The following is a 22,300-nucleotide window of genomic DNA, read 5'->3' on the forward strand; positions in this document are numbered from 1 at the left end:
GCTGATGGCTTTTGTCGCCGACAGGGATGAATCGCACCGTGCCACAGAATCATGCGCCAATCAATCAGCGGGCAAAATCCCCCTTGTGTTTGCGGCCTTTATCTCGGGTGCTGGCCGCCGGTGCACTGTCTGCGCTGATGCTGGCCACGGCAGCCGCTCAAGCCCTGCCTCCCGAACTGCAAAAGGCCTGGAAGGCCACCAAGCTGCCGGACTCCGCCTTGTCCCTGGAAATACGCGAGGCCGGTGGCCCCGTGGTCGCCAGCATCAATGCCAGCCAGCCACGCAATCCAGCCTCGGTGATGAAGACCGTCACGACTTGGACGGCGCTGTCGGCCCTGGGGCCGGATTATGTCTGGCGGACCCGCTTCCTGGCCGGCCCGGGGATGAAAATTGATGCCCAGGGATCTTTGCAGGGGCCTTTGTATATTCAGGCCTCGGGCGATCCGCTGTTCACCATCGAGGATCTCTGGAACGGCCTGCGCGAATTGCGTTTGCGCGGGGTCAAGAATCTGTCCGAAGTCATTGTTGATCGCAGCCTGTTTGGCCGGGTAGAGATCGACCCCGGTGATTTCGACGATTCGCCGGATCGACCTTATAACGCCAGCCCGGATGCCATGATGGTGGGTTTTGGGGCGACTCGCGTGTTGTTTCAGGCGGATGTCGCACATCGTCAGTGGGTGCCGGTGATTGATCCACCAACCCGCAATGTGCGCATCGAAGGCCGTTTGGAATGGCTGGATGGGGGCTGCAAGCCCGCCCGTAATTTTTCTGCCAGCACACAGATACAGGGAGCAGTGGCCACGATACGCATCAGCGGGCAGGCCTATGGTGCCTGTGGGGACTTCAGCCTATTTCGTTTGGCAAGCACGCAGGCGGACCACTTTGAAGCCCTGTTTCGCCTGCTCTGGCGCGAGTTGGGCGGCACCCTGGCGCGCGGCTTCGCCGAAGGCAAGGCCCCGGCCAAGGCCGAGGTGCTGGCGTCCCTGGATTCTGAATCCCTGGCCGACGTCATTCGTCTGATCAATAAGCGCAGCAATAATGTCATGGCGCGCATGCTGTTGCTGACCTTGGGGGCCGAACTCAACGGCCCCGGGGCTACCCCAGCGTCGGGCGGCCAGGCTGTCCAGCAGATTCTGAAGAACCAGCAGGTCGACATCACAGGCTGGGTGCTGGACAATGGTTCCGGACTCTCGCGCCAGGGACGGATCACGGCCCATGGTCTGGCGCAGATGCTGGATGTGGCTTGGCGTTCGCCCATGATGCCGGAATTTATCTCCTCCCTGGCCATCTCCGGGACGGACGGCACCATGCGGCGGCGTTTGCGGGCGGACGACACACGCGGCCAGGCGCACATGAAAACCGGCACTTTGCGGGATTCCAGGGCCCTGGCAGGCTATGTGCGTGGGGCCAGCGGGAAACGCTACATCCTGGTCAGCATGGTCAACCACCCTCAGGCGGGGGCGGTGCGGGCGTTTGATGATGCGGTTGTGCGCTGGCTGGCCAGCCGTTGATTCACCAGCAAGGCAGGGCGGGGGTTACACTGCAATTCAATCTTATTCTGCCCCCTGATGACCATGCCTATCCACGAAATTCGCCACCCCCTGATTCGCCATAAGCTCGGGCTGATGCGCCGGGCCGATCTCAGCACCAAGAACTTCCGCGAGATGGCCCAGGAAATCGGTGCCTTGCTGACCTACGAGGCCACCAAGGACCTGCCTTTGGAACCTGCCCAGATTACGGGCTGGGCCGGTGATCTGGCAGTCGAAAAGCTGGCCGGCAAGAAAGTCACCGTAGTGCCTATCCTGCGCGCGGGCATCGGCATGCTGGATGGCGTACTCAGCCTTATCCCCGGGGCCAAGGTCAGCGCGGTCGGCATTGCGCGCAACGAAGAAACGCTGCAGGCCCAGCCTTATCTCGAAAAACTGGTCGGGCAGCTGGATCAACGGCTGGCTTTGATCGTCGATCCCATGCTGGCCACCGGCGGGTCGATGGTGGCGGCCATCGACATGCTGAAACAAGCCGGCTGCCGTAATGTGCGCGCCCTGGTTCTGGTGGCTGCCCCAGAGGGCATTGCCGCTGTTGAAAAAGCCCATCCGGATGTACATATTTACACGGCCTCCATCGACAGCCACCTGAACGAGGACGGCTATATCATCCCTGGCTTGGGCGATGCGGGGGATCGTATCTTCGGTACGCGGCAAAAACCGGATTAAAACGAATCGGTACACAGGTAGCAATTTCTGACTTTCCATCCGATCTGATCGGTTAGGATAAGCTTGTCTGTACACAAACCAGGAGTTCTTATGGCCACCCGCAAGCCCATTGTCACGCAGTCCGTCGGTGACGCCTTGATTGAAGACTTGAAAACCAGCCTGGATCAGGCTGAACGCTTATTGCGCGAAGCCGCCGACGCTACCGGCGACAAGGCCGCCGATTTGCGTGCGCGTGCCTTGCAAGTCCTGGAAAGTGGCCGCACTACGCTTTCCGAAACCCAGGCCACGCTGGTCGAGCAAGGCCGAAAGGTTGCCCATGACACCGACGAATACGTCCAGGCAAACCCCTGGAAGGCCGTTGGCATGGCAGGGGTGGCCGGCTTGTTGCTGGGTGCCTTGCTGTCGCGCCGCTGATCGCGCCGATGGCTTTCAGACGCGCCCTTCAGGACCTGACCAGCCAGACGCTGGCGTTGGTCGTTACCAGGCTTGAACTCGCCAGCCTGGAGGCCCTGCAGGTGCGCGACCGCCTGCTGTGTCGGCTGGCCGTGCTGCTGTTATCGGCCATCTTTATCCTGCTGGCCTTGTTGGTGGCGACCTTGGCCTTTGCCTTGTGGGCCTGGCCCACAGAACAGCGCTATGTTGCCCTGGCCTGCATGGCGGGCCTGTATGCCGTGCTGGGGCTGGGATTGATCGGCTGGCTGGTGCGCCAGTCGCGTCGGGATGCGCCCCCCTTTTCAGTCACTTTGGATGTGTTGCGCCAGGACGCCCAGGTGCTGCATCCTGAGGCTGGTGCTGCCGAGCATGACGCTGCGCTGAGAGCAGCCGCTGAGCCATCTGTTGCCGAGACGGAGGCCCCATGAGTTCACCCGTTCCATCGACTAGCCGCCAGCGCGATCTGCAGATCGAGGTTTTGCGTTTGCGGGCGGACTATCAGCGCCTGGCCTGGAAACGCAGCGCCTGCCAATTGCTTAGCCAAATGCAGCCGGCTGCCTTGATTGGCCAGACGCGGGACCAACTGGGGTCCGCAGGCCTGGGCTGGATAGGCACTGGCCTGGGTTTATTGCGTCGCTATCCGATGGTGCTGTCGCTATTGGGATCGGTGATCGGCACCCCGAAACGCCGTCGCCTGGCCCTGAAAGCCGCCCTGATCGCCGGCTTGGTATGGCTGGGCAAACGCAAACCACCCTCGGATCTTGCTTGATGGCTTGGCGTATGCCTGCTTCAGAGAATCAGGAAATCCCCAGTTGATCCCACATCGCGTCTACGCGTTGCTTGACCTCGGCTGACATCTCGATGGTGCGACCCCATTCGCGCTGGGTTTCGCCCGGCCATTTGTTGGTGGCATCCAGCCCCATCTTGCCGCCCAGGCCAGAGACCGGCGAGGCAAAATCCAGATAGTCGATGGGCGTGTTTTCTACCAATAAAGTATCGCGTACCGGGTCCATGCGGGTGGTGATGGCCCAGATGACCTCAGGCCAGTCGCGAGGATTGATGTCCTCGTCGACCACCACAATGAACTTGGTGTACATGAATTGCCGCAGTACGCTCCAGAGGCCGAACAGAATGCGTTTGGCGTGGCCCGGATATTGCTTGCGGATGGACACCACCGCCAGGCGGTAGCTGCAGCCCTCGGGGGGCAGATAAAAATCCGTGATCTCCGGGAACTGGCGTTTCAGCAAAGGCACGAAGACCTCGTTCAGGGCGACGCCCAGGATGGCAGGCTCGTCGGGGGGTTTGCCGGTGTAGGTGCTGTGGTAAACAGGCTGGCGACGGTGCGTGATGCGCTCGACGGTGAATACTGGAAACCAGTCCTGTTCGTTGTAGTAGCCGGTATGGTCGCCATAGGGGCCTTCCAAGGCCATTTCGTAGCCGGTATCTGGTGGCATCGGGGCACCGTCTGGTACCACAGGGGCCAGTGCGCGCGGGTCGGAGGCCGGCAGCAAGTGGCCTTCCAGCACGATTTCAGCCTGGGCCGGGACTTGCAGGTCGCTGCCCAGCGCGGCGGCTAGTTCAGTGCGTGATCCGCGCAGCAGACCGGCGAATTGATATTCGGACAGGCTGTCGGGAATCGGGGTGACGGCCGCCAGCAAGGTCGCGGGATCGGTGCCGAGGGCAACTGCAATCGGAAACGGCTTGCCGGGGTGGGCCAGGCAGTGATCGCGGAAATCCAGCGCGCCCCCTCGATGCGATAACCAGCGCATGATGAGTTTATTGCGCCCGATCAGTTGCTGGCGGTAGATGCCCAGGTTCTGGCGGCGGGCGTTCGGACCACGAGTGATGACCAGCCCCCACGTCAGCAAGGGTGCGACATCGCCGGGCCAGCAGCTTTGTAGTGGCAGGCTGTGCAGATCGACATCGGCGGCCTCGATGACGATGTCTTGGCAAGCTCCAGCGCGGACTTGGCGGGGATTCATGTCCCACAGGGCGGATTTCAGCATGGCGACTTTGGATAGGGCATCGCGCATGCCGTGCGGCGGGCTGGGCTCGCGCAGCGAGGCCAGTAATTCGCCCGTGTCGCGCAGGGCCGAGACATCCTGGGCGCCCATGCCCCAGGCCACCCGTTGCGGGGTGCCAAACAGGTTGGTCAGCACCGGCATGGCACTGGGCTGGCCTTGGTGGCTGGGGTTTTCAAATAATAGGGCAGGCCCCCCAGCCCGCAGGACGCGGTCGCTGATTTCAGTCATTTCCAGCGTGGTGGACACGGGGTGCGTGATGCGTTTGAGCTGCCCCTGGCGCTCGAGTTGGGCGATGAAATCCCGGAGATCGCGATATTTCACAGATAGAGCCAATCAGGTTACAGTGTGGTCGTGCCCAAGATTACCATTCTCCCCGCCTTGACGGCTGCCGGATCTGCTTATGCATGCAGGGTATTTCCATGACCGCCTGCAGCATGGCATGCGTGCCGTGCTGCATTCTCTGGGTGAATTCATCCACGTCAGCGCGATTTATCTGGGCTTGGCGGTCCTGACGACCTTGGTACTCAGCCTTGTGTTGCCTTCCATGCGCCAACAGTCTCAGCAACTGCATCAGGTTGTGCTGGCCATGTTTCAGGCGGATGGCTCAAGCTACGGCGGCAATGATGCCGAATACGCGTGGGCGCCGCCGGACAGCCAACGGCCGGTGTCTGAAGACGAAGCCGCTGAAGCCTCCGAGGCCGTGGAGACCGAGCCAGCGCAGGCCGGTGCGGGAGAGACCTCTGCTTCGGTCGCCCAGCCCGAATTCATGCAGGCACTGGCTGCCAGCATGCGTGATCAGGCCATTCCGGGCGTCACGGCAGCCCAGGCCCAGGGTCTGCGCAGCTATCTGGCCCGTAAGTACCGGATTGCCGCCAGCGTGGCGGGGGCCTTGGTACGAACGGCATTTTTGGTGGGCAAGGAACTCAAGGTCGAACCTCAGCTGATCCTGGCCGTCATGGCGATTGAGTCCCGCTATAACCCGTTTGTCGAGAGCGCGGTAGGCGCGCAGGGCCTGATGCAGGTGATGGCCCGGGTGCATCGCGACAAGCTGCTGGATCATGGCGGCCCGGCTGCGATCTTCAACCCAGTCGTCAATATCCGCATCGGCACGCAAATTCTGTCGGACTGTATCCGGCGGCGTGGCTCGATCGAGGGGGGCCTGGCTTGCTATGTGGGGGCCTCCGGCCCCGGCGATGGCGGCTATGGGGCCAAGGTCCTGGCCGAACGCCGCCGCATTGCCCTGGCTTCGGGCATTCCCCTGGGCAAATAGGCCTGGACGGCTATCGGATCTGGCCCAGAAAGGTTTCCATACGGGTGATGGCCTCGCGCAGGCGGTCCAGCCCCGTGGCATACGAAAACCGCACCGTGTGCTGCGCATGAGCCTGTCCAAAATCCAGCCCCGGCACTGAAGCAACCCCGGCTTCGTGCAGCAGCCGTCGGCAAAATTCGGCGCTGTCCAATCCAAATTCGCGAATATCCGAAAAAATATAAAACGCCCCGTCCGGCGCCGCCGGAACAGTCAGGCCCAGCCGCGCGAATTCCGGCAGCAGGTAGTCTCGTCGTTCCTTGAAGGATAGGCGGCGGCGTTCGTAAATCTGCATGACCTCGGGCTCAAAGCAGCTCAGGGCGGCATGTTGGGACAGGGCCGGTGCGCAGATGGCCAGGCTGGCGGCCAGGCGTTCGATGGCAGGCATCATGGCTGCCGGCGCCATCAGCCAACCCAGGCGCCAGCCCGTCATATGAAAGTATTTCGAGAAGCTATTGATGACGATAATGTCATCGTCCAGGGTCAGGGCGCTGGCAGGCGGCTGGTCGTAGTGCAGCCCCAGATAGATCTCGTCCATGATGACAAAGCCGCCTCGGGCGCGCACGGCGGCAATCAGGGCGCGCAATGCTTCGCGCGGCATGGACGTGCCGGTGGGGTTGCTCGGGGATGCGATCAGCACGCCTCGGGTATCGGGCCCCCAATGAGCATCGATGTCCGAAGCGTCCAACTGGAAGCGGTTTTCGGCCGTCGTCGGAATCAGGCGGGTGCGCCCGCCCGCCGCCGTGATGAAGTTCTGGTTGGCCGGGTAAGATGGATCAGGCATCAGCACTTCGTCGCCTGGGTTGATCAGGGCCAGGGTAGCCAGCATCAGGGCGCCCGAGGCACCCGAGGTGACCAAGATCCGGGATGGGTCTACCGTGGCGCCGAAATGGCCCTGGTAGTAATGCGCAATGGCCTCGCGCAGCGCCGGGATGCCTGCCGGGGCGGTGTAGCCGCTCAGGCCGGCGTCCGCTGCGCGGTTCAGTGTTTCCAGCACTCGGGCCGGCGCCGTGAAATCCGGTTCGCCGATGCCCAGGCTGACGATGTCGTGGCCTTGTGCGGCCAGCGCCTGTGCCTGTTTCAGGACTTCTACAGCGTAAAATGGAACCGTGCGTTCGGTTCTGTCGGCCAATCGGACCATGACGATTCTCTACCACATTGTTCAAGAATAAGGATTGTAGCCTTGGCACCAGATAATTCCGGCATGCCGTTGCCGTCACGCCGCGCCTTCCTGTCAGGTCGTCGCGCCGAACGCTCTCCCTGGGATGCTTTCCTGACCCGTCTGCGACGTGGATCGGATGGTCAGGTCTTTGATTTCTCCACCTCGGCGGGCAGTGCCCGCCTGGTGCCGGCCAATATGCAGGACGTTTACCGGGCGCGCAGCCTTTGCCTGGAGCACGGCATCACCATGGCCCTGGACGGCGTGCCGACAGCGGCTTCCCTGACGGATGCGCCGGTGCTGTGGATCGAACCCGGCACCGCCTTGTCGCGCCACGAGCGCCTGGGGCCGGATGACTCGCGCTGGTTTGTTCAGCCCGGCTGCCTGATCGGGGATCTTGAGGCTGCCGGTTTGCCGCAGTTTCGCGACCAGCCCCCGCACCTCACGGTGGCTGCCTGGCTGGCTGACCGGCGGGCCTGCGACTGGGATCGTGGGCACACCGCCGATAGCGGCCTGGTGCATGCCATGGTGCTGCTGTCTGACGGCACCCAGGCCAATTTTGGGGCCTTTGGGGTGGATAATCAGAAGCCGCTGGATAATCTGCGGGTTCAGGCCATGATTCCGCGCTTGTTCGAATTGCATGCGCAATCCGGGGCAGTTGCCGCTGCCTCGACCTGGGAGTCGCGTTATCGCTTGGATGCACTGGGCCCGGCAGAGGGCCAGACCATCAATCTGGCGCACTTGCTGCTGGGCCATGGGGGCGAACTCGGCTGGGTCGAATGGCTGGTGTTCGACGAACGCCAGGGACAAGCCGCAGATCGCCCTTACCAGTCGCGTTGGGGTAACCGGCCAGGGCCCGATGCCGCTGGACAGGCGCTGGACGAAACAATCCGCAGTCTGTTTGATCCCGATGGCCTGTTTCCTGCGCTTGGCCAGATGTTTCATAGCCCCTATGGGTCCGGCGCATGAACCGCATACGCGGCAACTCATACCCCTGACGGTTTCTAGCAGCTAGAATGGCTGGCGTAACTCCCTCATTACTCATCAAGGTATCACCATGGAAGAATCCCTGCGCAAGGCAGCGCTCGAGTATCACGAGCATGGGCGTCCCGGAAAAATCTCTGTCACACCCACTAAACAGCTATCCAATCAGCGGGATCTGGCGCTGGCATATTCGCCAGGGGTGGCTGCGGCCTGCGAAGAAATCGTCGCCGATGCCCACAACGCATTTCGCTACACCGCTCGGGGCAATCTGGTCGGGGTGATCACCAACGGCACAGCCGTGCTGGGCCTGGGCAATATCGGCCCGCTGGCTTCCAAGCCCGTGATGGAGGGCAAGGCCGTTCTATTCAAGAAATTCTCCGGCCTGGATGTCTTCGACATCGAGATCAACGAACAGGACCCGGACAAGCTCGTCGATATCATCGCCGGGCTTGAGCCCACCTTTGGCGGGATCAACCTCGAAGACATCAAGGCTCCGGAATGCTTCGAGGTCGAGCGCAAACTGCGCGAGCGCATGAAAATTCCCGTGTTTCACGATGACCAGCATGGCACGGCGATTTGCGTCACGGCGGCCTTCATCAACGGCCTGGAAGTCATCGGCAAGGACATCGCCCAGGTCAAGGTCGTGGTCTCTGGCGCGGGGGCTGCGGCCCTGGGCTGCCTGGACCTGATGATGGACATGGGCTTGCCGCTGGAAAACATCTGGGTATCCGACATCGAGGGCGTGGTTTATCAGGGCCGCACGGCCTTGATGGACGAAAAAAAAATCCCGCTTCGCCAAGGCCACCGATGCCCGTACGCTGGACGACATCATCGGTGATGCCGATGTGTTTCTCGGTTTGTCCGCCGGGGGGGTGCTGAAACCCGCCATGGTCAAGAAAATGGCCGCTCGGCCCCTGATCCTGGCCTTGGCCAACCCCAACCCGGAAATCCTGCCCGCCGATGCCCTGGCGGTGCGCGATGATGCGGTCATCGCCACGGGGCGTTCCGATTTCCCCAATCAGGTCAATAATGTCCTGTGCTTTCCCTATATTTTCCGAGGCGCGCTGGACGTCGGGGCCACCACGATTACCCGGGGCATGGAAAAAGCCGCCGTGATGGCGATCTGCAAGCTCGCCCGCGAAGAACAAAACGACGTCGTGGCGGCGGCCTATGGCCTGTATGACGTGTCATTCGGCTCCAGTTATTTCATCCCCAAGCCCTTTGATCCCCGCCTGATCGTGCGGATTTCTCCGGCAGTCGCCCAGGCGGCCATGGACGATGGCGTGGCCACTCGGCCCATCGCCGACATCGAAGGCTATGCCGAGCAACTGGAACAGTTCGTCTACCACTCAGGGGCCTTCATGAAGCCCTTGTTTTCGGCGGCGCGCGCCATGATCCGCGAGGGAGGCAGGGCGCGCATTGTGTTTGCCGAAGGCGAGGACGAACGCGTCTTGCGGGCCGTCCAGATCATCGTCGACGAGCGTGTCGCCAAGCCCATACTCATTGGTCGCCCGGCCGTGCTGGCTGCCCGGATCGAGAAATACGGGCTGCGCATCCGTCTGGGCGAGGACGTCGATGTGACCAACCCTGAACACGACGAACGTTTCCACCATTACTGGACGACCTACTGGGATCTGATGTGCCGCCGGGGCATCACCAAGGAAATGGCACGCGTCGAGATGCGTCGCCGCCTGACCTTGATTGGTGCCATGATGGTGCGCATGGGTGATGCCGACGGCATGATTTGCGGGACGGTGGGCTCGTATGCCAATCATTTGCGCTTCATCGACGAGGTCCTGGGTCTGCAGCCTGGGGCCAAGACCTATGCCGCCATGAACATTCTGCTGCTGGAAGAACGCACCATTGCGTTGGCGGACACGCATGTCAACGACATGCCGGATGCCGCCCAGATTGCCGAGATCACCCTGATGGCCGCCGAGGAACTGCGCCGCCTGAACATCGAACCCAAGGTCGCCTTGTTGTCGCGCTCCAACTTCGGCACCGGCAGCTCGTCTTCCGGCGAGAAAATGCGGGCGGCCCTGAATATCGTGCGCGAACGCGATCCAGGGCTGGAAGTCGATGGGGAAATGCACGGCGATTGCGCCCTGGACCCTGAACTGCGTCAGCGCATTCTGCCGTCCACCACCCTGCAGGGCGAGGCCAATCTTCTGATCTGCCCCAGCGTCGATGCCGGCAATATCGCCTATAACCTGCTGAAGACTGCAGCGGGCGGCAATGTGGCCGTGGGGCCGTTCCTGCTGGGAGCCAATGCGCCGGTGCACATTCTCACGTCCAGCTCCACCGTGCGCCGGATCGTCAATATGGCCGCTTTGACGGTGGTCGATGCCAATAAGCCACGACGCCACTGATCGGCCCCGTATCGGGCTGATCATGACGGGAGGCGGCGCTCGCGCCGCCTACCAGGCCGGGGTGTTGTCCGGGGTCATGCAGGTGCTGGACCCCGACGGCAGCCCGGCTTTTCGTAATCCATTCGATATTATTTGCGGCACATCGGCAGGGGCCATCAACGCGGCTGCCCTGGCCTGTCGCGCCCATCAGCCGCATCGGGCCGTCAATCACCTGTGTGCCCTGTGGCAGGCCCTGCATGCTTCGGATGTTTATTATGCCGATGCCCCGCGTCTGATACGTACCGGCCTGCAGTGGCTCGGCATGTTGACCCTGGGATGGCTGCGGCCCCAGTGGTCGCGCCATGCGCCGCACTCCTTGTTGGATAACCAACCTTTATCGCGCCTGTTGGGGCGCACGCTGAATTTTTCGCGCTTGCAGACCAATCTGTCCCGTGGACATCTGCAGGCGCTGGCGATCACGGCCACGGCCTACACCACGGGCGAACACCTGACGTTCTATCAGGCCAGGGGCGCCATCAAGCCCTGGACCCGTACTTTGCGCCGGGCCGTGTCCTGTCCCATCGGGGTGGATCATCTGCTGGCCTCCAGCGCGATTCCTTTTGTGTTCCCGGCGCGGGCGATCTTGTTGGGCGACCGCACCCTATGGTGCGGCGATGGCTCGATGCGCCAATTGGCGCCCATCAGTCCAGCCATTCATCTGGGGGCTCAGCGCGTCTTTGTCATCGGGACCAACTACCAGGATGAAACCCTGCCCGGCATCCGCGAGCTCAGCCCGGACTACCCCAGTCTGGCCCAGGTGGCGGGGCATACGCTGTCGAATATTTTCCTTGATGGGGTCTCGGTCGACATCGAACGCATGACGCGCATCAATGAGCTGCTTGCACGAATCCCTGCAAATGGATTAAAAAGCGAGACATTGCGCCCCATTCAAACCTTGATGATCGCACCCAGCCGGTCCTTGGACGACATCGCCCTGGACCATCTGCATGAACTGCCCCGCGCCGTGCAGACTTTGTTCCGGGTGTTGGGGGTTTCACCCCGGAAACACAAGGCCGGGGGTGGGGCGCTGGCATCCTATCTCTTGTTCGAAGCAGGCTATACCAAAGACCTGATCGCGTTAGGCAGGGCAGACAGCATGAATCGTGCTGATGAAATCATCGCTTTTTTCAAGGAGTGGTCCGCATGAGTCTGGTCCAGTCAAACAAATTATTTGCCCTGGGCGCAGTAGACGCTCAGACAATCTCCGAAGCCGATGCTCTGGCGGCTGCCACCGAGGCCGGACTGACGGCTTTCGTCGTGGATTGTGACCGCGCCCGCAGCCGCTCTGCGGTGTTGCGCGCGGTGGTCAAGGCCATCGACTACCCAGAGTTTTTTGGCAGCAATCTGGACGCGCTGTACGATTGCTTGTGCGATACCGTCAACGACCAGAAAACCGGCTTGTTTCTGTGGTTCCGGCACCTGCATTCCGGTGATCCTGCTCTGGCCGATGATGCCCAGGCCATTCGCAGCGTGTGTGATGATGTCGTCGAATACGGTCAGAACAACGAGCGCGTGTTTTCTTATGCCATTCAGCACGCGGGTGCGCATCCCGATCCAGAACCAGGTGTCGACCCCACGCCGTATTCAGGCCGCGAAGAAGGCTGATTTCATCCGCCTGGCTTACCAGTCCAGCAGGGCGGTAGCCGCTGCGGCCATGGCCAGGCCTGCGGTTTCTGTACGCAGCACGCGGGTGCCAAACCGCACCGGCTGCAGGCCGTGGCGTTGGGCCAGGTCCAGTTCGGTGTTCGACCACCCGCCCTCGGGGCCCACCATCAGCGTTAACTGCTGTGTAACCGGCTGCAATGCCTGCGCAAACGGTTGGGCACCGTCGGGGTGGGCAAACAAGACGGGGCCGTTCAGCGTCGGCAGGCAACTGGCCAGCGGGGCTGGCTCACGCACTTGCAGCAGGCGATTGCGCCCACACTGCTCGCTGGCGGACTGCACGATAGCGCGCCAGTGGGCCAGGCGTTTTTCCAGGCGTGGGCCGTACAGGCGCAGCACGCTGCGTTCGGCGGCGACGGGCACCACCGTCTGCACGCCCAGCTCAACTGCCTTTTCGATGATCCAATCCATTTTGTCGCCCGAGGCGATGCCTTGCACCAGCGTCAGCTGGCCTTGCAGCTCGCATTCGATGGCCATCTGCGGCCCCAGTTGGGCCCAGGCCCGTCGGCCTTCAGCCTGCAGCACGGCAGGGTATTGCCCGCCTTGGCCGTCAAACAAGGTGATGGCCGTCCCGGCAGGCAGGCGCAGCACCCGCAAAGCATGATGGGCCAGCGCGTCAGGCAGGTCGATACTGGTGTTGGCCTGCAAGGCCACAGGACAGAAAAATCGAGGCATAGGGGCGGGGATTTTGGCAATGACCACGAAGGGTGTACGCCGGGACTATAAACCGTGGCGGGGGCAGTGGTAAAATTCAGGGCTTTGTCATCCTAGATTATGGCAAGACCCACAGCACAGGCTGCATGGCTTGCCCCAAGACCCTATGAGCGCTTTGCCTGCCCCCGACTCTTCCATGGCCAATGCTATCCGCGTGCTGGCAATGGACGCCATTCAACAAGCCAACTCCGGACACCCAGGCGCACCGATGGGCATGGCCGATATTGCCCATGTGTTGTGGACGCGCCATCTGCGCCATAATCCGTCTGATCCTGCCTGGATGGATCGTGACCGCTTTGTGCTGTCCAATGGTCATGGCTCGATGCTGCTGTATGCCTTGCTGCACCTCAGCGGTTATGACCTTCCCATGGAAGAACTGCGCAATTTCCGCCAGTTGCATTCGCGCACCCCAGGTCACCCCGAAGTCGGCATCACGCCGGGGGTCGAAACCACCACCGGGCCGCTGGGCCAGGGGCTGGCCAATGCGGTGGGCATGGCCCTGGCGCAGGCGCTGCTGGCGCAGGAATTTAATCGCCCCGGCCATGCCATCGTCGATCACGATACCTATGCGTTTGTCGGTGACGGCTGCCTGATGGAGGGCATCTCCCACGAGGCCTGCTCGCTGGCCGGCACGCTGGGCCTGTCTCGCCTCATCGTCTTTTACGACGATAACGGCATCTCGATCGATGGCCAGGTCCAGGATTGGTTTGCCGACGATACCCCGGCACGTTTTGAGGCCTATGGCTGGAATGTGCTGCGCGGCGTGGACGGGCACGACATGAATGCCCTGGATGCCGCCATCACCCAGGCCCGGGCACACGCTGCCGCAGGCCGTGGCCCCACCCTGATCTGCTGCCGTACTGTCATAGGCCAGGGCGCGCCGACCAAGGCTGGCTCCGAAAAAATCCATGGCTCGCCCCTGGGGGCGGAAGAAATCGCCGCCGCTCGCAAAGCCATGGGCTGGGCTCATGCGCCGTTCGAGATTCCCCAGTCGGTATACGACTACTGGAGCGGCCGCGAACGCGGCGCTCACTTGCAGTCCGACTGGCAGGTGCGTTTCGATCACTATGCCGAGGCCTACCCAGAACTCGCCGCCCAGCTTTGCCGCCGCATGGCAGGCGAACTGCCCATCGACTTTGCCCAGCGCGCCCAGGCATACGTGTTGTCCACCCAGGACAAGGCCGAATCCATCGCTTCGCGCAAGGCCTCGCAACAGGCCATCGCTGCCTTTGCCGAGATCCTGCCAGAGCTGCTGGGCGGTTCGGCTGACCTGACCGGGTCCAATTTCACCGATTGGCCTGGTGTCATGCCGGTGCGCCGCACTGCCGATGGCCTGCAGGGCGGTCGTCACATCAATTACGGCGTGCGCGAATTCGGCATGGCCGCCATCATGAACGGCATGGCCCTGCATGGCGGCTACCTGCCTTTTGGCGGCACATTCCTCACGTTCTCCGATTATTCGCGCAATGCCTTGCGCATGGCCGCGCTGATGAAGCAGCGGGTCGTGCATGTCTTCACTCACGATTCCATCGGCCTGGGCGAAGACGGTCCCACCCACCAGTCCATCGAGCACGCCGGCAGCCTGCGTCTGATTCCCAATCTGCATGTCTGGCGGCCTTGCGATACCACCGAGACCGCCGTGGCCTGGCAGGCCGCGCTGGCGCGGCCTGCCAGCATCGGCATGGCCGTGCATGGGGGGGGGCCATCGGCCTTGTTGCTGTCGCGCCAGAATCTCCCGTTTGTCGCGCGCGATCCGGCCACTACTCAGGCGATTGCTCGCGGCGGCTATGTGCTGCGTGATATGGTCGGTGCTTGCGCCGTCATTATCGCGACGGGCTCCGAAATCGAAATCGCCTTGCAGGCCCAGGATCAGTTGGCGGCGCGTGGCGTGGCCACTCGCGTGGTGTCCATGCCTTGTACCCAGGTCTTTGATGCCCAGGATGCCGACTGGCGCAACAGCGTGTTGCCTGCGGTGCTGCCCCGTGTGGCAGTCGAGGCAGGCGGCACCGCCACCTGGTACAAATATGTCGGCACCACCGGGGCGGTGGTGGGTATCGATACTTACGGCGAATCGGCGCCTGCCGGTGTGTTGTTCAAGCATTTCAACCTGACGGCCGACCACGTGGCGGCCACGATCGAACAGCTTTTGTAAAGGAGATCTTTCATGACTATTCGTGTTGCCATCAATGGGTACGGCCGTATCGGCCGCAACATCCTGCGCGCTCACTACGAGGACGGCAAAAAGCACGATATCCAGATCGTGGCCATCAACGACCTGGGCGATCCGGAAACCAATGCCCACCTGACCCGCTATGACACGGCGCATGGCCGCTTTCCCGGCACGGTCGAAGTCGACGGTGACAGCATGGTGGTCAATGGCGACCGCATCCGTGTGCTGGCCGAACGGAATCCCGCCAATTTGCCCTGGGGCGAACTCCAGGTCGATGTGGTGCTTGAATGCACCGGCCTGTTCACTTCCAAGGAAAAGGCCTCGGCCCACTTGGCTGGCGGCGCTAAAAAAGTCATTATTTCCGCTCCTGGCGGCAAGGACGTGGATGCCACCATCGTCTACGGTGTCAACCATCAGGTCCTGAAGTCCACCGATACGGTGATCTCGAACGCTTCGTGCACCACGAACTGCCTGGCGCCGCTGGTGCATCCTCTGCATCAACAGATCGGCATCGTCAACGGCCTGATGACCACGATACACGCCTACACCAACGATCAGGTGCTGACCGACGTCTATCACTCTGATCTGCGGCGTGCGCGTTCGGCCACGCACAGCATGATTCCCACCAAAACCGGCGCGGCTTCAGCGGTGGGCCTGGTGTTGCCCGAGCTCAACGGCAAGCTCGATGGCTATGCCATCCGCGTGCCCACCATCAACGTGTCCATTGTCGACCTGTCTTTTGTGGCGGCGCGCGCCACCACCGTGGACGAAGTCAACGGCATTCTGAAGGCTGCCGCCGAAGGCCCCCTGAAGGGCATTCTGGCCTACACCACCGAACCGCTCGTTTCCATCGATTTCAACCACGATCCGGCTTCCAGCACCGTGGATGCCGCCCTGACCAAAGTCTCTGGTTCACTGGTCAAGGTATCTTCCTGGTATGACAACGAATGGGGCTTCTCCAATCGCATGCTGGATACGACCGTGGCCCTGATGTCGGCTAAATAGTTCGCACCATCCATGATTGCATGCTGGTGGCTGCCAGTTGCACAAGGGCAGGGTAACCTGCCCTTTTTTCGATTAACCGATGTGCTGGCCGGATGCGCACAACATGTTGCGCGATGGCTGGCTGTCATGCCCCCCCAAGGACTCTCATGACGATACAAACACTCTCCGATCTGGCGCAGGCTGGCGCCCTGGCCGGCAAGCGGGTCTTCATCCGCGCCGATCTCAATGTTCCGTTGGCTCATGGGAAAATTACGGAAGACACTCGGGTCCGGGCTTCTGTGCCAGCCATCCAGCTGGCCTTGAAGGCGGGTGCCGCCGTGATGATCACCTCGCACCTGGGACGGCCCAAAGAAGGCGTGGTCAATCCTGAGGACAGCTTGCAGCCGGTTGCGGATCGTCTCAGCGAGCTGCTGCAACAGCCCGTGCGCCTGGTGGCCGATTGGGTCGATGGCGTGCAGGTTCAGCCCGGTCAGGTGGTCTTGCTGGAAAACTGCCGCTGCAATCCCGGCGAAAAGAAAAACGACCCCGATCTGGCCCGCCGCATGGCGGCACTGTGCGATGTCTATGTCAATGACGCCTTCGGCACAGCACACCGCGCCGAAGCCACCACCGAAGGCATGGCGCGCTTTGCCCCCGTGGCCTGCGCCGGCCCCCTGCTGGCTGCCGAACTCGATGCCCTGGGCCGTGCCCTGCAGGCCCCACGCCGCCCCCTGGTGGCCATTGTGGGGGGCTCGAAGGTCTCTACCAAGCTATCCATCTTGCAGGCCTTGGCCGATAAGGTCGATCAATTGATCGTCGGCGGCGGGATTGCCAACACTTTTATGCTGGCCGCTGGTCTGCCCATCGGAAAATCCCTGGCCGAGGCCGAGCAGGTGGATCAGGCCAAGGCCGTGATCGATGCCATGCGCGCACGCGGCGTGCAGGTGCCTATTCCGGTGGATGTCGTCGTGGCGACCCGCTTTGCCGCCGATGCGCCGACGACGATCAAGGCTGCCGGCGACGTGGCGGCAGACGACCTGATCCTGGATATCGGTCCACAGACGGCGGCCTTGTTGGCCGAGCAATTACGCCAGGCGGGTACGATAGTCTGGAATGGCCCGGTGGGCGTGTTCGAATTCGACGCCTTTGCCGAGGGGACTCGGGTGATCGCCCAGGCGATTGCTGATTCCTCTGGGTTTTCCATTGCCGGGGGGGGCGATACGTTGGCCGCCATCGCCAAATACGACATCGCCGACCGCGTGGGCTACATTTCCACCGGGGGCGGGGCCTTTCTGGAATTCCTCGAAGGCAAGACTCTGCCTGCGGTGGCAGCCCTGCAGGCACGAGGTGCCTAAGGTCTGTTAGAATTCATGCGGCGGGCCCCTTCGCATGGTTCGGCGGTCAACCTGGTCAGGTCGGGAACGAAGCAGCCACAGCCGTGCAGAACCAGTGCCGAAGTCAGGCTCGCCTTTCATTTCAGTCTTTTCCGGGTGGCGGCCGTCCCATGAGCTATCTCGTTCTGGCGCGCAAGTGGCGCCCCCGTTCCTTTGACACCCTGATTGGTCAGGACCACGTGGTCCGGGCGCTCTCGAATGCCTTGTCATCCGGTCGGCTGCATCATGCCTGGCTGTTTACCGGCACGCGGGGGGTAGGCAAGACCACCCTGTCACGCATCCTGGCAAAGTCCCTTAACTGTGCCGATGGCGTTACCGCCACGCCTTGTGGGCACTGTCAGGCCTGCACAGAAATCGATGCAGGCCGTTTTGTTGATTATCTCGAACTGGACGCCGCCTCCAATCGCGGGGTGGACGAGATGACCCAGCTGCTGGAACAGGCGGTGTATGCCCCGTCCTCGGGTCGCTACAAGGTCTACATGATCGACGAAGTCCACATGCTGACCGGGCATGCGTTCAACGCCATGCTCAAGACCCTGGAAGAGCCCCCCGAGCACGTCAAGTTCATCCTGGCGACCACCGATCCACAGAAGATTCCCGTGACGGTGCTGTCGCGCTGTCTGCAGTTCAATCTCAAGCAAATGACCGTCCCGGCCATCACCGGACACCTGCAATACATTCTGGAACAAGAATCGATTCCGGCGGATGGCACCGCCCTGCGCCTGATTGCCCAGGCGGCGGCAGGCTCGATGCGCGACGCCTTGTCACTGACCGATCAGGCGATTTCCTATGCCGCCGGCAACCTGACGGCTGCCGCTGTCAGCGACATGCTGGGCACGCTGGATCAGGATCACCTGGTGGCTTTGTCGCGCGCGCTGGCCGTGGCTGATGCCCGGGCAGTGATGGCCGTGGCCGATGAACTCTCCGCCCGTGGGCTGTCGTTTCAGGCGGCGCTGGCCGATCTGGCGATCCTGCTGTCGCGCGTCGCCATTGCCCAGCGTCTGGGGCATGCGCAGGCGGATGATCCGTTGGCCGATGACATCACGGCCTTGGCCGGGATGCTGTCGCCCAATGATTTGCAGCTGTTTTATGCCGTCGCGGTTCACAGCCGCCACGAACTCTCCCTGGCGCCTGACGAATATGCAGGTTTTGTCATGGCTTGCCTGCGCATGCTGGCTTTGCTGCCGCCAGACCGCCTGCCGCCCGTGCATCTGAATCCACCGGTGGCGGGGGCTGTTGCCCCGGCCATCTCAGACCAGGCTCAAGCTCAAGCTCAAGTTCCGGCTCAGACTCAGGTCCCGGCTCCGGCTCAGGCTCAGGCTCAGGCTCAGGCTCCGGCTCCGGCTCCGGCTCCGGCTCCGACTCCGACTCCGACTCCGACTCCGACTCCGACTCCGACTCCGACTCCGGCGACTCAGCCGCCGATGGCGGCTTTGTCCCCAGAGCCTCCCGCCTGGGAAGACATACCGCAACCTGTCCCCCAGACGCAGTCTGCCGATGCTGGTGCTTTGCCTGTTCAGCCTGAATACGCGGTCGCCGTTGATCAGACAGTTTTGCCGGATGGCGCACAGACATCGGCGCCCACAGCAATCCCTGTCCCCGCGCCCGTCTCCGCCCCTGCGCCCGTCTCCGCTTCTGTCCCCGCCGCACCCGTCTCCGCCCCTGCGCCCGTCTCCGCTTCTGTCCCCGCCGCACCCGTCTCCGCGCCAGAGGATCTGCCAAGCAATGCCGATTGGACGGCCCAAGTCCCTGACAGTGCGGATGTTTCGTCCGACGACTGGACTGCCCAGGTCTCTGATATACCGGATGATTTTGATTCGGCTGTCGCCCCCGGTGATTTGTTGCCGGACGACGAACTACCAGCAGGACTGGCGGGTTTGTCTGCCGCTGGCAGCGCCGATCCGGCACCATCCATTCCTGATCCACTCAGCCTTGCGCCTGCCGACTGGCCTGCGGTTGCTCAGGCCCTGTCGGTTACTGGGGCTGCCCGGGCGCTGGCCCTGAACAGTGAATGGCTCTCAGGTGACGATCATCAGATTCGCCTGCGGGTGGCCATTCATACCCTGACCGAGGGTGGGGCGCTGGATCGCCTGCGGACCGGACTGACAGAATACTTTGGCCGCGTCATGCGCTTGGAGGTGCAATACGGAAATACCGGCAGTGACACGGCGTATGCCGTCGATCAGGCTGCCCAGGCCCAGCGCCAGGAGGCCGCCGAACAGGCCGCCGACCAAGACCCGATCGTCCAGGCGCTGATCACGCAGTTTGGGGCGCGTCTGGTGCCCGGGTCGGTGCGGCCGTCTGCGGTATAGTGCCTGTTTCCATTCTTACCCCTTACCCAATCAGGACTCCACAATGATGAAAGGTCAGATTGCCGGCTTGATGCGTCAGGCGCAGCAAATGCAGGAAAACATGAAAAAAGCCCAGGACGCCCTGGCCGATATCCTGGTCGAAGGTGCGGCTGGCGGCGGCTTGGTCAAGGTCTCCATGAGCTGCAAATTCGACGTCAAGCGTGTCACGATTGATCCGTCCCTGTTCGATGACGACCGCGACATGATCGAAGACCTGGTCGCCGCCGCTTTCAATGACGCTCAGCGCAAGGCAGAATCCACTGCCCAGGACAAAATGTCCGAGGTCACCGCTGGGATGTCCTTGCCTGCCGGGATGAAGCTGCCCTTCTGATATGGCCACCAGCCTGCCCGAACCAGAGCCTCTACGAGCCCTGATCGATGCCTTGCGCAGCCTGCCTGGTGTAGGCGTGCGTACAGCGCGGCGCATGGCATATCACTTGCTGCAAAATGATCCTGATGGGGCCGTGCGCCTGGGGAAAGCCCTGCATGCTGCTGTGGATGGCCTGTGTCATTGCAGCCGCTGTAATTCGTTCTCTCAGACGCCCATATGCGCCATCTGTCAGGACCCTGACCGCGATGGCGGCCAGATATGCGTGGTCGAAACGCCTGCCGATCAGAACATGATCGAGTCCAGCCACGGCTATCGTGGCCTGTACTATGTGTTGATGGGCCGTTTGGCGCCCCTGGAAGGGGTGGGTCCCGATCAGGTGCGTTTTGCCCAACTGCTGCAGCGTGTGGCCGACGAGCAAGTCCGCGAGGTCATTCTGGCCACGAACTTCACCGCTGAAGGTGAAACCACCGCCTATTATCTGGCCGAGATGCTGCGTGACCGCGGCCTGGCGGTTACCCGCCTGGCCCGTGGTGTACCCAGTGGCAGCGAACTTGAATATGTTGATGCAGGCACCATTGCCTGGGCCTTGATGGAGCGCCGTTAGCCGCTTCGTCGGGTAGTGCCGTGGTTGCAACACGGCCTAGGCGCAGATGCTGTACGCGCCCGGGCGGGATGCTCAGCCTGCCGCCGCCTTGATCTTGCGCAGCAGGATCGGCATCAGCAGCACCAGCACCGCCAGCACCAGAAACGTCAGCGACAGAGGGTTCGTGACGAATACAGAGGGATCCCCGTTATTGATGGCCAATGCGCGGCGTAGCTGGGTTTCCGCCATGGGCCCCAGGATCAAGCCGATCAACAGGGGTGCGATCGGAAAATCGTAGACGCGCATCACATAGCCTGTGACCCCGATCACGAACATGATCAACAGGTCCATCCAGGACGTGGATAAGCCCCAGACCCCCACCATGGTGAAGACCAGGATGCCTGCGTACAGATAGGGACGGGGGATCAGCAGCAAGCGCACCCAGATGCCCACCAGGGGCAGATTCAGCACCAGCAGCATGACGTTGCCGATGTACAGCGAGGCGATAATGGCCCAGACCAGATCATGGCTGTTGGTAAAGAGAAACGGCCCAGGCTGCAGGCCATAGCTTTGGAAGGCAGCCAGCAGCACGGCGGCGGTGGCCGAGGTTGGCAGGCCCAGGGTCAGCAGAGGCACCAGGGTGCCGGCTGCCGCCGCGTTGTTGGCGGCTTCGGGGCCGGCGACCCCCTCGATGGCACCGTGGCCGAATTCCTCGGGTTTCTTGCATAATTTGCGTTCTGCCATGTAGGACAGAAACGTCGGGACCTCGGTGCCGCCGGTCGGCAGCGCCCCAATGGGAAAGCCGAGCAGCGTGCCGCGCAGCCAGGGCCTCCAGGATCGCTGCCAGTCCTCCTTGGTCATCCAGGTTCTGCCCGACAGGGGGTTGATTTGCGGCGGCATGCTGCGGTAGCGGCTGGCAACAAACATGACCTCGCCCACGGCAAACAGTGACACCAGCACGACGGTCAGTTCAATGCCATCCAGCAGCGCGAATGCGCCGAAGGTCAGGCGTGCCTGGCCAGTCTGGGCATCGATGCCGACGACACCCAGGGCCAGCCCGAGCAGCAGCGCGATCATGCCGCGCACGCGCGATGCACCCAGCACCACGGATACCGACATCAGCGACAGCAGCATCAGAGCGAAGTAATCGGCGGCGGTAAAGACAAAGGCTAATTCAGCCACCAAAGGGGCGAAAAAAGTGATGCCCAGCGTGGCCAGAGTACCCGCGACAAAAGACCCGATGGCGGCGGTGGCCAGTGCCGCCGCGCCCCGGCCGGATTTGGCCATTTTGTTGCCTTCGAGCGCGGTCATCATGGAGCCGCTTTCGCCTGGGGTATTGAGCAGGATGGAGGTGGTGGAGCCGCCATACATGGCGCCATACAGGACGCCGGCAAAGATGATGAAGGCAGCCGTCGGGGCAATTTGCACCGTGACCGGCAGCAGCAGGGCGATGGTCAGGGCCGGGCCGATGCCGGGCAGCACCCCCATGGCGGTGCCCAGCATCGAGCCCAGCAATGCCCAGAACAGATTGATGGGTTCCAGCGCGACGCTGAAGCCCGACATCAATGAGGAAAATGAATCCATG

The 22,300-nt window shown here is 62.3% G+C and carries 19 protein-coding genes, 1 other RNA gene and 1 pseudogene; 17 read left to right on the plus strand and 4 right to left on the minus strand.

Translation table 11 applies throughout. The features are described 5' to 3' along the window. Window positions 1-137 precede the first annotated feature (137 nt). The 5 genes from dacB (at window position 138) to VDP81_RS11215 (ending at window position 3,414) form a co-directional block, all read left to right on the plus strand. A complete protein-coding gene (dacB, locus tag VDP81_RS11195; RefSeq protein WP_322996446.1) occupies window positions 138-1,511 on the plus strand; it encodes a D-alanyl-D-alanine carboxypeptidase/D-alanyl-D-alanine-endopeptidase in 1,374 nt (457 codons plus the stop codon). Between the two features lie 63 nt (window positions 1,512-1,574). Beyond that, window positions 1,575-2,213, plus strand: a complete 639-nt coding sequence (upp, locus tag VDP81_RS11200) for a uracil phosphoribosyltransferase (RefSeq protein WP_322996344.1) — start codon at window positions 1,575-1,577, stop codon at window positions 2,211-2,213. A gap of 90 nt (window positions 2,214-2,303) precedes the next feature. Beyond that, entirely contained in the window at window positions 2,304-2,627 is a 324-nt protein-coding gene (locus tag VDP81_RS11205; RefSeq protein ID WP_322996345.1) for a DUF883 family protein, read from the plus strand. An 8-nt stretch (window positions 2,628-2,635) separates the two neighbouring features. Beyond that, window positions 2,636-3,073 (plus strand): phage holin family protein, encoded by a 438-nt coding sequence (locus VDP81_RS11210; protein WP_323012327.1) that lies wholly within the window; start codon window positions 2,636-2,638, stop codon window positions 3,071-3,073. Further along, window positions 3,070-3,414 carry a hypothetical protein gene (locus tag VDP81_RS11215; protein WP_323012328.1) on the plus strand — a complete coding sequence of 115 codons (345 nt, stop codon included), beginning with the start codon at window positions 3,070-3,072 and terminating at the stop codon, window positions 3,412-3,414. The genes VDP81_RS11210 and VDP81_RS11215 overlap by 4 nt, the downstream gene beginning before the upstream one ends. Before the next feature lie 28 nt (window positions 3,415-3,442). On the opposite strand, the gene ubiD is transcribed toward VDP81_RS11215, so the two are convergent. Then, window positions 3,443-4,990, minus strand: coding sequence for a 4-hydroxy-3-polyprenylbenzoate decarboxylase (gene ubiD / locus VDP81_RS11220; protein WP_323012329.1), 1,548 nt, complete (start codon window positions 4,988-4,990; stop codon window positions 3,443-3,445). Window positions 4,991-5,069: 79 nt separating this feature from the next. Between ubiD and VDP81_RS11225 the strand changes: the two genes are divergently transcribed. After that, on the plus strand, window positions 5,070-5,939 hold the full coding sequence (locus VDP81_RS11225) for a lytic transglycosylase domain-containing protein (protein ID WP_322996349.1): 870 nt from the start codon (window positions 5,070-5,072) through the stop codon (window positions 5,937-5,939). A 10-nt stretch (window positions 5,940-5,949) separates the two neighbouring features. Here the strand turns inward: VDP81_RS11225 and VDP81_RS11230 are convergent, their stop codons facing one another. Further along, window positions 5,950-7,116, minus strand: coding sequence for a pyridoxal phosphate-dependent aminotransferase (locus VDP81_RS11230; protein ID WP_323012330.1), 1,167 nt, complete (start codon window positions 7,114-7,116; stop codon window positions 5,950-5,952). A 42-nt stretch (window positions 7,117-7,158) separates the two neighbouring features. Here VDP81_RS11230 and VDP81_RS11235 point away from each other — a divergent pair, with 42 nt between their 5' ends. From VDP81_RS11235 to VDP81_RS11250, 4 genes and pseudogenes are all read left to right on the plus strand, one after another. After that, window positions 7,159-8,103 carry a hypothetical protein gene (locus tag VDP81_RS11235; RefSeq protein WP_323012331.1) on the plus strand — a complete coding sequence of 315 codons (945 nt, stop codon included), beginning with the start codon at window positions 7,159-7,161 and terminating at the stop codon, window positions 8,101-8,103. Window positions 8,104-8,191: 88 nt separating this feature from the next. Further along, a pseudogene (locus VDP81_RS11240) lies at window positions 8,192-10,487 on the plus strand (NADP-dependent malic enzyme). Beyond that, complete coding sequence (locus VDP81_RS11245; protein ID WP_322996353.1) at window positions 10,462-11,673, plus strand: patatin-like phospholipase family protein; 1,212 nt, start codon at window positions 10,462-10,464, stop codon at window positions 11,671-11,673. Before VDP81_RS11240 ends, VDP81_RS11245 begins: the two are co-directional and overlap by 26 nt. Continuing rightward, entirely contained in the window at window positions 11,670-12,131 is a 462-nt protein-coding gene (locus VDP81_RS11250) for a barstar family protein (RefSeq protein ID WP_323012332.1), read from the plus strand. Before VDP81_RS11245 ends, VDP81_RS11250 begins: the two co-directional genes overlap by 4 nt. A 15-nt stretch (window positions 12,132-12,146) precedes the next feature. On the opposite strand, the gene VDP81_RS11255 is transcribed toward VDP81_RS11250, so the two are convergent. Continuing rightward, a complete protein-coding gene (locus VDP81_RS11255) occupies window positions 12,147-12,863 on the minus strand; it encodes a 16S rRNA (uracil(1498)-N(3))-methyltransferase (RefSeq protein ID WP_323012423.1) in 717 nt (238 codons plus the stop codon). Between the two features lie 145 nt (window positions 12,864-13,008). Here VDP81_RS11255 and tkt point away from each other — a divergent pair, with 145 nt between their 5' ends. The 7 genes from tkt to recR all read left to right on the plus strand — a co-directional run bounded on the left by tkt (window position 13,009) and on the right by recR (window position 20,736). After that, window positions 13,009-15,054 carry a transketolase gene (tkt, locus tag VDP81_RS11260; protein ID WP_323012333.1) on the plus strand — a complete coding sequence of 682 codons (2,046 nt, stop codon included), beginning with the start codon at window positions 13,009-13,011 and terminating at the stop codon, window positions 15,052-15,054. Window positions 15,055-15,066: 12 nt separating this feature from the next. Then, the gene (gene gap, locus VDP81_RS11265) at window positions 15,067-16,077 is read left to right on the plus strand and encodes a type I glyceraldehyde-3-phosphate dehydrogenase (RefSeq protein WP_322996356.1); all 1,011 of its coding nucleotides are present in this window, start codon (window positions 15,067-15,069) and stop codon (window positions 16,075-16,077) included. Window positions 16,078-16,223: 146 nt separating this feature from the next. Then, window positions 16,224-17,411, plus strand: coding sequence for a phosphoglycerate kinase (locus VDP81_RS11270; protein ID WP_323012334.1), 1,188 nt, complete (start codon window positions 16,224-16,226; stop codon window positions 17,409-17,411). A 19-nt stretch (window positions 17,412-17,430) separates the two neighbouring features. Then, window positions 17,431-17,528: signal recognition particle sRNA small type (gene ffs, locus VDP81_RS11275), an RNA gene on the plus strand. 32 nt (window positions 17,529-17,560) lie between these two features. Further along, entirely contained in the window at window positions 17,561-19,762 is a 2,202-nt protein-coding gene (gene dnaX, locus VDP81_RS11280) for a DNA polymerase III subunit gamma/tau (protein ID WP_323012335.1), read from the plus strand. 43 nt (window positions 19,763-19,805) lie between these two features. Beyond that, window positions 19,806-20,132, plus strand: coding sequence for a YbaB/EbfC family nucleoid-associated protein (locus VDP81_RS11285; protein WP_322996359.1), 327 nt, complete (start codon window positions 19,806-19,808; stop codon window positions 20,130-20,132). A 1-nt stretch (window position 20,133) separates the two neighbouring features. Next, window positions 20,134-20,736 carry a recombination mediator RecR gene (recR, locus tag VDP81_RS11290; RefSeq protein ID WP_322996360.1) on the plus strand — a complete coding sequence of 201 codons (603 nt, stop codon included), beginning with the start codon at window positions 20,134-20,136 and terminating at the stop codon, window positions 20,734-20,736. A 72-nt stretch (window positions 20,737-20,808) separates the two neighbouring features. On the opposite strand, the gene VDP81_RS11295 is transcribed toward recR, so the two are convergent. Further along, entirely contained in the window at window positions 20,809-22,299 is a 1,491-nt protein-coding gene (locus VDP81_RS11295; protein WP_323012336.1) for a tripartite tricarboxylate transporter permease, read from the minus strand. Window position 22,300 lies beyond the last annotated feature (1 nt).

Origin of the sequence: Castellaniella sp. (genome assembly GCF_034675845.1) — a bacterium.
Taxonomy (GTDB): Bacteria; Pseudomonadota; Gammaproteobacteria; order Burkholderiales; family Burkholderiaceae_B; genus Castellaniella.